General features: G+C 71.4%; 9 protein-coding genes and 1 tRNA gene. 8 read left to right on the top strand and 2 right to left on the bottom strand.

What is annotated here, in order from left to right; all coding sequences use genetic code 11:
* The first annotated feature begins 92 nt into the window (after positions 1–92).
* Both IE241_RS25600 and IE241_RS25595 read left to right on the top strand, forming a co-directional pair.
* The gene (locus IE241_RS25600) at positions 93–635 is read left to right on the top strand and encodes an arginine repressor (RefSeq protein WP_058045220.1); all 543 of its coding nucleotides are present in this window, start codon (positions 93–95) and stop codon (positions 633–635) included.
* A gap of 234 nt (positions 636–869) precedes the next feature.
* Positions 870–2,099 (top strand): amidohydrolase family protein, encoded by a 1,230-nt coding sequence (locus IE241_RS25595; protein ID WP_190024187.1) that lies wholly within the window; start codon positions 870–872, stop codon positions 2,097–2,099.
* A 99-nt stretch (positions 2,100–2,198) separates the two neighbouring features.
* On the opposite strand, the gene IE241_RS25590 is transcribed toward IE241_RS25595, so the two are convergent.
* Positions 2,199–2,275, bottom strand: a tRNA-Pro gene (locus IE241_RS25590).
* Between the two features lie 214 nt (positions 2,276–2,489).
* Between IE241_RS25590 and IE241_RS25585 the strand changes: the two genes are divergently transcribed.
* From IE241_RS25585 to IE241_RS25565, 5 genes are all read left to right on the top strand, one after another.
* Positions 2,490–3,686: an argininosuccinate synthase gene (locus IE241_RS25585; protein ID WP_190024186.1), complete on the top strand. Its 1,197-nt coding sequence runs from the start codon at positions 2,490–2,492 to the stop codon at positions 3,684–3,686.
* Positions 3,687–3,774: 88 nt separating this feature from the next.
* Entirely contained in the window at positions 3,775–5,223 is a 1,449-nt protein-coding gene (gene argH, locus IE241_RS25580) for an argininosuccinate lyase (protein WP_190024185.1), read from the top strand.
* Positions 5,224–5,326: 103 nt separating this feature from the next.
* Positions 5,327–5,893 (top strand): TetR/AcrR family transcriptional regulator, encoded by a 567-nt coding sequence (locus IE241_RS25575; RefSeq protein WP_190024184.1) that lies wholly within the window; start codon positions 5,327–5,329, stop codon positions 5,891–5,893.
* Positions 5,890–7,440: an MFS transporter gene (locus IE241_RS25570; RefSeq protein WP_190024183.1), complete on the top strand. Its 1,551-nt coding sequence runs from the start codon at positions 5,890–5,892 to the stop codon at positions 7,438–7,440. Before IE241_RS25575 ends, IE241_RS25570 begins: the two co-directional genes overlap by 4 nt.
* 246 nt (positions 7,441–7,686) lie before the next feature.
* Positions 7,687–8,520 carry an alpha/beta fold hydrolase gene (locus IE241_RS25565; protein WP_190024182.1) on the top strand — a complete coding sequence of 278 codons (834 nt, stop codon included), beginning with the start codon at positions 7,687–7,689 and terminating at the stop codon, positions 8,518–8,520.
* A gap of 32 nt (positions 8,521–8,552) precedes the next feature.
* On the opposite strand, the gene IE241_RS25560 is transcribed toward IE241_RS25565, so the two are convergent.
* The gene (locus IE241_RS25560; protein ID WP_190024181.1) at positions 8,553–9,230 is read right to left on the bottom strand and encodes a lysophospholipid acyltransferase family protein; all 678 of its coding nucleotides are present in this window, start codon (positions 9,228–9,230) and stop codon (positions 8,553–8,555) included.
* Positions 9,231–9,461: 231 nt separating this feature from the next.
* Here IE241_RS25560 and IE241_RS25555 point away from each other — a divergent pair, with 231 nt between their 5' ends.
* Complete coding sequence (locus IE241_RS25555; RefSeq protein WP_190024180.1) at positions 9,462–10,658, top strand: glycerophosphodiester phosphodiesterase; 1,197 nt, start codon at positions 9,462–9,464, stop codon at positions 10,656–10,658.
* The last annotated feature ends 67 nt before the right edge of the window (positions 10,659–10,725 follow it).

Genomic DNA, 10,725 nt, shown 5'->3' with positions numbered 1-10,725 from the left:
GCCGGAGCGGCCGACGAGGCGCCGACGGGGCCGGCGGGGCGATACGGCCCCTCGGGCCTTCGGGGAACGACGAAGCGGAGACTGACGAGACGATGACCCAGGCGCAGGAGCCGGAGCCGTTCCACGGCGGACAGGCCGTACCGCAGACCCGTACCGCCCGCCACCGCCGGATCGTGGACATCCTCGGCCGGCAGGCGGTCCGGTCGCAGAGCCAGCTCGCCAAGCTGCTCGCCGACGACGGCCTGTCCGTCACCCAGGCGACACTCTCCCGCGACCTCGACGAACTGGGCGCGGTCAAGATCCGCAACACCGGTGGCGAGCTGATCTACGCGGTCCCGTCGGAGGGCGGCGACCGCACCCCCCGGGCCCCGCTCGGCGAATCCGCGACCGAGGCCCGTATGGGCCGCCTCGCGGGCGAACTGCTGATCTCGGCGGAGGCCTCCGCCAACCTGGTCGTCCTGCGCACGCCGCCGGGCGCCGCGCAGTTCTTCGCCTCGGCGATCGACCAGGCGGGGGTGCACGAGATCATCGGCACCATCGCGGGCGACGACACCGTGATGCTCATCAGCCGCGACCCGAAGGGCGGCCAGGCCCTCGCGGACCACCTGCTGCGACTGGCCCAGAAGGAGCGGTGAGGGCGGGGGCACGGCCCGGACGACTCCGGCCGCGCCCCGCACCCGGCCCGAACGCGCTGATGGCGCCCCGCAAGTGCGGGGCGCCATCAGCGCGTTCGCGGACGCCCCGCCCGCCCCCGGAAATCATGGCGGATGCAGGCTCCCGCGCCGCCGGAATGGGCAGGATGACGAAGGGCCAGGGCATCGGCGCCGTAAACACCAGCCCAACGGCAGTCATTGGGCAAGGGAGGACACATGCTCGCGATCCGCGCGGCGAAGCTCTTCGACGGGATAGGGCCGGAGCTCGTCGAACGGCCCGTGGTGCTGGCCGAGGGCGGGCGGGTCGTCGCCGTGCACCCCGGTGGGAGCGTGCCCGCAGGTGCCGAACTGCTCGACCTGGGGGACGTGACGCTGCTCCCCGGATTCGTGGACACCCACGTCCACCTCGCCTTCGACGCGAGCGAGGACGCCGTGGGACGCCTGCGGCGCGCCGGAGACGAGGAGCTGCTCGACCGCATGCGGGCGGCGGGCCGGGCGGCGCTCGCCGTGGGGGTGACGACCGTACGGGACCTGGGGGACCGGGGCTACCTCGCGCTGCGGTTGCGCGAGGAGACCGCCAAGGACCCCACGGCCGGTCCCACCGTGCTCGCCTCCGGACCGCCGATCACGACCGCGCGCGGCCACTGCTGGTTCCTCGGCGGGCAGGCCGAGGGCGTCGACGCGATCCGGGCGGCCGTGCGCGAGCGCGCCGAGCGGGGCGTCGACGTCGTGAAGGTGATGGTGACCGGCGGCGATCTGACCCCCGGCTCGGACCCCTTCCACGTGCAGTACAGCCACGCCGAGCTGCTCGCCGCCGTACGCGAGGCGCACCGGCACGGGCTGCCCGCCACGGCTCACGCGCACTCGGCGGCCGGCATTGCCGACGCCGTGGCCGCCGGGTTCGACATGGTCGAACACTGTTTCTTCGTCACCGAGATCACCGACGAGAGCGACGAGACCGACACCGGCGTGGACTACGACCGGCGGATCCTCGACGACATGGCCCGCCTGGGCGTGGTCGCCTCCCTCACCCTGGGGGCGCTGCCCGGCGGCCCGCCGCCCCCGCCGCGGATCGCGCGCCGCATCCCCGGCCTGGTCGCCGGGCTCGCCGCGATGCGGGAGGCCGGCGTGGGCGTGGTGTGCGGCAGCGACTCGGGGATCTTCCCGGTCAAGGCGCACGGCAGCCACCCGTACAGCGTCGTGGCCATGGCCGAGACGGGCTTCGGGCCGCTGGAGGCGCTGCGCGCGGCGACCTCGGCCGCGGCCCGCGCGTGCGGCGTCGCCTGCCGCAAGGGGTGCATCGCGCCCGGCTTCGACGCGGACGTCGTGGCGGTGGCCGGGGACCCCCTCGCCGACATCACGGCCGTGCACGCCGTGACGGCGGTCCTGAGGGAGGGCGTGCGGGTGGACCCGGACAAGCCCCAGCAGGGCCCGGCGGGACCGTAGGGACCGGAAAGCCGTAGAGCCAGGAAAGCCGTAGGGCCCGGAAAACGGAGAAGGCCGCTTCCTCTTACGAGGAAACGGCCTCCGACCTGCGATGTTCGCTGGTCGGGACGGCGGGATTTGAACCCACGACCCCTTGACCCCCAGTCAAGTGCGCTACCAAGCTGCGCCACGTCCCGGTGCTCGTCCCTCCCGGGGTTTCTTCCCGGTGGGGCGTGCAGAAAGAAAATATCCTGTTTGGCTGCGTGATCCAAATTCGGGGTCCGAGACCCCCTCTGTGTCACGATCCCGCTACGCACTGCAACCATTCGGCAATTACTCGTCGCCATTGACGAAACATACGGTGCAGTGCATACTTATGCCCATCAGCGTATGCATCGTAAGGAGAAACCCGTGACCGAGCGCGTCGTACTCGCCTACTCCGGCGGCCTGGACACCTCCGTCGCCATCGGCTGGATCGCCGAGGAGACGGGCGCCGAGGTCATCGCCGTTGCCGTGGACGTCGGCCAGGGCGGCGAGGACCTGGACGTCATCCGCAAGCGCGCGCTCGCCTGCGGTGCGGTGGAGGCGGAGGTCGCCGACGCCAAGGACGAGTTCGCCGAGGAGTACTGCCTCCCGGCGATCAAGGCCAACGCCCTCTACATGGACCGGTACCCGCTGGTCTCCGCCCTCTCCCGGCCCACGATCGTCAAGCACCTCGTCGCCGCCGCGAAGAAGCACGGCGCGACCACCGTCGCCCACGGCTGCACCGGCAAGGGCAACGACCAGGTGCGGTTCGAGGCCGGCATCTCCTCCCTCGCCCCCGAGCTGAAGTGCATCGCCCCCGTCCGGGACTACGCGATGACGCGGGACAAGGCCATCGCCTTCTGCGAGGCCAAGGGCCTGCCGATCGCCACCACCAAGAAGTCCCCGTACTCCATCGACCAGAACGTCTTCGGGCGGGCCGTCGAGACGGGCTTCCTGGAGGACATCTGGAACGCCCCGATCGAGGACGTCTACGACTACACCGCCAACCCGGCCACCCCCCGGGAGGCCGACGAGGTGATCATCACCTTCGAGCAGGGCGTCCCGGTCGCGATCGACGGCAAGCCCGTCAGCGTCCTGCAGGCCATCCAGCAGCTCAACGAGCGGGCCGGTGCGCAGGGCGTCGGCCGGCTCGACATGGTCGAGGACCGGCTGGTGGGCATCAAGTCCCGGGAGATCTACGAGGCGCCCGGCGCGATCGCGCTGATCACCGCCCACCAGGAGCTGGAGGCCGTCACCGTCGAGCGCGAGCTCGCCCGGTACAAGCGGCAGGTCGAGCAGCGGTGGACCGAGCTCGTCTACGACGGCCTGTGGTTCTCCCCGCTCAAGCGGGCCCTGGACGGCTTCATCGCCGAGGCCAACGAGCACGTCTCCGGCGACATCCGGATGACGCTGCACGGCGGCCGGGCCGTCGTCACGGGCCGGAAGTCCGAGAAGTCGCTCTACGACTTCAACCTCGCCACGTACGACACGGGCGACACCTTCGACCAGTCGATGTCGAAGGGCTTCATCGAGATCTTCGGCCTGTCGAGCAAGATCGCGGCGAAGCGGGACCTGGCCCACTAGCCTGCGGCTCGCACCGACGTTCTCCCGCCTCCCCGGCCCGCCGCGGCCGGGGAGGCCCCAGTACCGCGCCACGCAGAGGAGCAGCACGATGACCACGGGACCGCAGAGCCAGTCCGCCGGCGGCGACGTACGTCTCTGGGGCGGCCGGTTCGCCGACGGCCCTGCCGAGGCCCTGGCCAGACTCTCGGCCTCGGTCCACTTCGACTGGCGGCTCGCCCCGTACGACATCGCCGGCTCCCGCGCCCACGCCCGCGTGCTCCACACGGCCGGCCTGCTGACGGCCGACGAGCTGGAGCGGATGCAGGGCGGCCTCGACCGGCTGGAGAAGGACGTCGCGGACGGCACCTTCACCGGCACCATCGCCGACGAGGACGTGCACACCGCGCTCGAGCGGGGTCTGCTGGAGCGGCTCGGCCCGGACCTCGGCGGCAAGCTGCGCGCCGGGCGGTCCCGCAACGACCAGGTCGCCACGCTCTTCCGGATGTACCTGCGCGACCACGCCCGGATCATCGGCGGGCTCCTCGCCGAGCTGCAGGAGGCGCTCGTGGGTCTCGCCGAGGCCCACGCCGACGTCGCCATGCCGGGCCGGACGCACCTGCAGCACGCCCAGCCCGTCCTGTTCGCCCACCACGTGCTCGCGCACGTCCAGGCGCTCTCGCGGGACGCCGAGCGGCTGCGGCAGTGGGACGAGCGCACGGCGGTCTCGCCCTACGGGTCGGGGGCCCTCGCGGGGTCCTCCCTGGGGCTCGACCCGGAGGCGGTCGCGGCCGACCTCGGCTTCGAGCGCGGCTCGTCGGGCAACTCCATCGACGGCACGGCCTCGCGCGACTTCGTCGCCGAGTTCGCCTTCATCACGGCGATGATCGGCATCGACCTCTCGCGGATCGCCGAGGAGGTCATCATCTGGAACACGAAGGAGTTCTCCTTCGTGACCCTCCACGACGCCTTCTCCACCGGCTCGTCGATCATGCCGCAGAAGAAGAACCCGGACATCGCCGAGCTCGCGCGCGGCAAGTCCGGGCGGCTCATCGGCAACCTCACCGGCCTGCTCGCCACCCTCAAGGCCCTCCCGCTCGCCTACAACCGGGACCTGCAGGAGGACAAGGAGCCCGTCTTCGACTCCTGCGACCAGCTGGAGGTCCTCCTGCCCGCCTTCACCGGGATGATGGCGACCCTCACCGTCAACCGCGCCCGGATGGAGGAGCTGGCCCCCGCCGGATTCTCCCTGGCCACCGACATCGCCGAGTGGCTCGTCAAGCAGGGCGTGCCGTTCCGTGTGGCGCACGAGGTGGCGGGGGAGTGCGTCAAGGAGTGCGAGGCGCGCGGCATCGAGCTGGACGGCCTGACCGACGAGCAGTTCGCCGCCATCTCGCCGCACCTGACGCCCGAGGTCCGCTCGGTCCTGAACGTGCCCGGTGCACTCGCCTCGCGCAGCGGGCGGGGCGGCACCGCGCCGTCCGCGGTCGCGGTCCAGCTCGGCGAGGTCAAGACGGACCTGGCGGTCCAGCGGGAGTGGGTGGAGGCCAAGCGCGGCTGAGACGGCCGTGCTTTCCCCGCTTTCCCTGAGACGGTCACGCCTTTCATGAGACGACAACAACCCGAGTGAGACATTAACGTCTCATCCGGGTTATCGTCGTCTCATGAGTGTTGACCGAGACCATGTGCTGAGGGAGGCCGCCGCCCTGCTCACGCGCAGGGCGACCGCCTCCATGGACGAGATCGCCAAGGCCGCCGGGATCGGTCGCGCCACCCTCCACCGCCACTTCGCGGGGCGCGACGCGCTGGTCCGCGCCCTGGAGGACCTGGGCATCCAGCAGTTCGGGCAGGCCCTGGACGCGGCCCGGATCGAGGAGGGCGACGCGGCCGGAGCCGTCCGCCGCCTGATCGACGAGGCCGAGCCCGTCGCCGGCATGCTCGCCTTCCTCTTCACCGAGAACCAGCTCTACGAGAACGGCACCAACGAGGGCTGGAACCGCCTCGACGCCCGCGTCCAGGAGCTCTTCCGCCGCGGGCAGGAGGAGGGGTCCTTCCGGCTCGACCTCACCCCCGCCTGGCTCACCGAGGCCCTCTACGGCCTGATCGGCACCGGCGCCTGGGCCGTCCAGGACCGGCGCGTGGCCGCCAAGGACATGCCCCGGATGGTCGCCGAGCTGTTGCTCGGCGGCGCCGAGCGAAGGACCGATACCGAGCGGAGGATGAAACGGTGACCGGAACCGCCGGCGGCCCGCAGGCCCTTGCGGCCCCCGCCGAGACTCCCCGCCCCGGGCGCTGGCTCGCCCTCGCCGTCCTCGCGCTGGCCGTGCTCCTCGTCGCCGTGGACGCCACCGTCCTCGGCCTGGCCACGCCCTTCCTCAGCGAGGACCTGCAGCCGTCGGGCACCCAGCTGCTGTGGATCGGCGACGTCTACTCGTTCGTCATCGCCGGGCTCCTGGTCTCCATGGGCAGCCTCGGCGACCGCATCGGCCGCAAGAAGCTCCTGCTGTGCGGCGCGGTGGCGTTCGGCGCGGTGTCGGTGCTCAACGCCTACGCCTCCACGCCCGAGATGATGATCGCCGCCCGGGCCCTGCTGGGCGTCGCGGGCGCGACGCTGATGCCGTCGACCCTCGCGCTCATCCGCAACATCTTCCACGACCCCAAGGAGCGCAGCCTGGCCATCGGCATCTGGGGTGCCATGGCCTCCGCGGGCGCCGCCGTCGGGCCGGTCGTGGGCGGCTTCCTGCTGGGTCACTTCTGGTGGGGTTCGGTCTTCCTGATCAACCTGCCGGTGATGGCCGTGCTGGTGATCGTCGGCGCCAGGCTGCTGCCCGAGTCGCGCGACCCCGCGCCCGGCCCGTGGGACCTGCTCAGCGTGGTGCTGTCGATGACCGGCGTCATCGCCGTCGTCTACGCGATCAAGGAGGGTGCGACGCACGGGCCGGGCTGGGACGTCGCCGCGGCGGCGGCCGTGGGCGTGCTGGCGCTGGTGTGGTTCGTCCGCCGGCAGCTCACGCTGCCCTCGCCGCTGCTGAACATGCGCCTGTTCCACAACAGGGGCTTCTCGGGCGCGGTGCTGGCCGACCTGCTCACCGTCCTCGGCCTGTCCGGCATGGTCTTCTTCCTGTCGCAGTTCCTCCAGCTCGTCCAGGGGCGCAGCCCGCTGGAGGCGGGCCTGGCCGAGCTGCCGGCCGCGGTCGGCGCGGTCACGGCGGGGCTGCTCGCGGGACGGGCCGCCCGGCGGTTCTCCGTGCGGTCGGTGGTGGCCGGCGGGCTCGCGGCCATCGGCGTCGCCCTCGCAGTGCTCGTCTGGCTGGAGTCCGACACGGCCTACCCGGTGCTCGGCGCGACGCTGCTGGTCGTGGGGGTCGGCGCGGGCTTCTCCTTCACCGTCACGGCCGACGTGATCCTCTCCAGCGTGCCCAAGGAGCAGGCGGGCGCCGCCTCGGCGGTCTCGGAGACGGCCTACGAGCTCGGCGCCGCGCTCGGCATCGCGCTGCTCGGCTCGATCGTCACCGGTGTCTACCGGGACTTCGCCGTCCCCGCGGGCGTGCCGACGGCGACCGCCGCGGAGGCGCACGAGTCCCTCGGCGGCGCCGTGGAGGTCTCCTCCGCGCTGCCGCCCTCCCAGGCCGAGGGCCTGCTCACCTCCGCGCAGGAAGCCTTCGTCGACGGGCTGCAGATCGCTTCCGGCGTCGGCGCGGTGGTGCTGCTGGCCACGGCCGCGGCCGCATGGTTCCTGCTGCGCGGCCAGAAGCTGGAGGAGGGGTACGGCGGCTGAACCGTCGCGCGGGTACGGCAAACGGAAGCGGGCTCACCGGGTTGAGCCGGGTAGGGCTCACATGAGCAAAGCGCACGACGGGCCGGGGCGGCAAGCCCCGGCCCGTGTGACATATGCCGGAAACAATTTCCCTTGACGCGATGCTTATGCGCGGGCAACGATCACGACCACTGGTCGACATTGTCGAACGCGGTTCGGTTCCGACGGCGGTCCCCCGCCGTCCCGTTGCCAAAGGAAACCCCCCTCATGCGCCTCCGCAGAACGGTCAGACTGCTGCTCGCCGCCGCGGCCACCGCGGCCCTGGGCCTCACGGGCCTGGGAGCGGCCCCGGCCTCCGCCTCCGTCCTCGACATCCCGCCGCGCGGGGCCAACGACTGGTCCTGCAAGCCCGATTCGGCCCACCCCGAGCCCGTCGTGCTGGTCAACGGCACCTTCAAGCTCATGGGCGAGAACTGGGCCGCGCTCTCCCCGAAGCTGAAGGAGGCGGGCTACTGCGTCTTCGCCTTCAACTACGGCAACATGGAGACCGACACCATCCCGAAGGCGGCCGAGGAGCTGCGCGACTTCGTGGAGGCCGTGCGCGGCGCCACGGGCGCGAAGAAGGTCGACATCGTCGGCCACAGCCAGGGCGGCATGATGCCGCGCTACTACGTGAAGTTCCTGGGCGGCGCGGACAAGGTCGACGACCTCGTCGGCATCGTCCCGTCCAACCACGGCACGAAGAACCCGCTGGCCGTCCCGGCCGGCTGGACGTTCTGCCCGTCCTGCGCCGACCAGCGCTGGGGCTCGCCCTTCATGCAGAAGCTCAACGAGGGCGAGGAGGCGCCGGCCGGGCCGGACTACACCGTCATCTCCACGCGCTACGACGAGGTCGTCATCCCGTACACCAGCGCCCTGCTGAACGGTCCGGCCGAGCGCGTCACCAACGTCGTGCTGCAGGACAAGTGCAAGCTCGACTTCTTCATGCACGACCAGTCCACCAAGGACCCGGTCGTCGCCCAGTGGGTCCTCAACGCGCTGGGGCGCAAGGGTCCGGCCGACCCGGCCTTCCACCCCAACTGCATCGGTATGGGCAGCTAGCAGCGTCGGCTACGGCCCGAGGTGACGTGGCGTCAGGCGGCCTTCGAGGCCCTGGCCTTGGTCGCGTAGACGTCCACGTACTCCTGGCCCGACAGGCTCATGACCTCGCTCATCACCTCGTCGGTGACAGCGCGCAGGATGTAGCGGTCGCGGTCCATGCCCTCGTAGCGGGAGAAGTCCAGCGGCTCGCCGAAGCGCACCGTCACCGGGGCGAGGTGCAGCATGCCCTTGCCGTCCGGCTGGACCTTGTCCATGCCGATCATCCCGAACGGCACCACCGGCGCGCCCGTCATCAGTGCGAGGCGGGCGATGCCGGTGCGGCCGCGGTAGAGGCGGCCGTCGGGGGAGCGGGTGCCCTCGGGGTAGATGCCGAAGACCTTGCCCTCGTCGAGGACGCGACGGCCGGTCATCAGCGCCGCGACACCGCCGCGGCCGCCGTCACGGTCCACCGGGATCATGCCGGAGCTGCGGAAGAACCAGGCCATGAGCCGGCCCTTGATCCCCTTGCCCGTGACGTACTCGTCCTTGCCGATGAAGAAGACCTGCCGCTTGATCACCAGCGCGAGGAAGAGCGAGTCGACGAACGTCACGTGGCTGCCCGCCAGGATGACCGGTCCGCTGCCGGGGATGTGCTCCGTGCCCTCCACCTTGGGGCGGTACAGGACGCGCATGAGCAATCCGAGGAACGCCTTGAGCAAGATGCGGGACAACGGGGGCCCTCCGGTCGTGATGGTCGGTGCGGCGCATGCCTGCGCAGGGGAGTGACCATACTCGCCGGTATGGGCCCTGCGCACCCCGGGTAGGCGGACGCGATACGGAGTGTTGACAGGAGTTTGCACGCCGTTTGACCTTCGTCTTCACAGACGGAAGTCGTACATGTTTACGATCACGCGTCCGACGGGTGCCGGAGAGGCGCCGGGACGCGCTAGCAAGGAGCGTTCATGGATCAGGAGCAGCGGCCGGGCAGGCGCACCCTTCTGGGGGCCGCCGCGGCCCTCGGCGCGGGAGCGGTCGTCCTCGGCGGCGGAGCGGGCACGGCCTCGGCCGCGCAGCGCGGGCAGGCCGCGGGGGCCGGGCAGGCGGCGGAGTACGGGCACGGCGGCGCCGGCGGCTCGTACAAGGACCTGCCCAAGCCGACGGTCATCGGCCACCGGGGCGCCAGCGGCTACCGGCCCGAGCACACCCTCGGCTCCTACCAGTTCGCCCTCGACAACGGTGCGGACGTCATCGAGCAGGACCTCGTCCCCACCAAGGACGGGCACCTCGTGTGCCGCCACGAGAACGACATCACCGCCACCACCGACGTGGCCTCCCACCCGGAGTTCGCCTCCCGCAAGACGACGAAGACCGTCGACGGCGAGGCCCACACCGGCTGGTTCACCGAGGACTTCACGCTCGCCGAGCTGAAGACGCTGCGGGCCAAGGAGCGTATCCCCGGCAACCGGCAGCACAACACCCTCTACGACGGCGTCTGGCAGGTGCCCACCTTCGAAGAGGTCCTGAAGTGGGCCGACGAGCAGGGCCGCAAGCGCGGCCGGCGCATCTGGCTGCACATAGAGACCAAGCACCCCACCTACTTCCGCAAGGCGGGCCTCGGCCTGGAGGAGCGGCTCGCCAAGCTGCTGCGCCGCTACAACCGCTCGGGCCGCAACGCGTACACCTTCCTGCAGTCCTTCGAGCCGAGCAGCCTCCAGCGGCTGGGCCGGCTGGGCGTCGACTGCCCGAAGGTGCTCCTGCTGGACGACCTCACGACGCAGCCGTGGGACTTCGTCGAGGCCAAGGACCCGCGGACGGTGGCCGACCTCATCACGCCCAAGGGCCTGAAGTGGGTCTCCGGCTTCGCCCAGGGCATCGGCCCGTGGCTGAACCTGATCATCCCGCGGGACAAGAACGACAAGCTGACCAAGCCGACGACGCTGGTACGCGATGCGCACGCCGCCGGGCTGATCCTGCACCCGTACACCATGCGCAACGAGAACAGCTTCCTGCCGGCGGACTTCCGGCGGGGCACCGACCCCAACGGGTACGGTGACGCGCTCGCGGCGTTCAAGACGTACTTCGCGACCGGGATCGACGGCATCTTCTCGGACAACTGCGACACCGCGGTGCTCGCGCGCAGCGCGTTCTTGAAGGGCTGACCCACTGAGGCCGGTCCGGCACCGCCGTACGGCGTCGAAAGCCGTGGCAAACGGACCGGCCGCCACC

Origin of the sequence: Streptomyces hiroshimensis (assembly GCF_014650335.1) — a bacterium.
Classification (GTDB): domain Bacteria; phylum Actinomycetota; class Actinomycetes; order Streptomycetales; family Streptomycetaceae; genus Streptomyces; species Streptomyces hiroshimensis.
This window is presented reverse-complemented; position numbering and strand designations above follow the sequence as displayed.

Bases quoted from the DNA above. Each gene is read 5' to 3' on its own strand.
- argH (WP_190024185.1), top strand. From the start codon at position 3,775: ATGACCACGGGACCGCAGAGCCAGTCCGCCGGCGGCGACGTACGTCTC.
- IE241_RS25575 (WP_190024184.1), top strand. From the start codon at position 5,327: ATGAGTGTTGACCGAGACCATGTGCTGAGGGAGGCCGCCGCCCTGCTC.
- IE241_RS25565 (WP_190024182.1), top strand. From the start codon at position 7,687: ATGCGCCTCCGCAGAACGGTCAGACTGCTGCTCGCCGCCGCGGCCACC.
- IE241_RS25595 (WP_190024187.1), top strand. From the start codon at position 870: ATGCTCGCGATCCGCGCGGCGAAGCTCTTCGACGGGATAGGGCCGGAG.
- IE241_RS25600 (WP_058045220.1), top strand. From the start codon at position 93: ATGACCCAGGCGCAGGAGCCGGAGCCGTTCCACGGCGGACAGGCCGTA.
- IE241_RS25555 (WP_190024180.1), top strand. From the start codon at position 9,462: ATGGATCAGGAGCAGCGGCCGGGCAGGCGCACCCTTCTGGGGGCCGCC.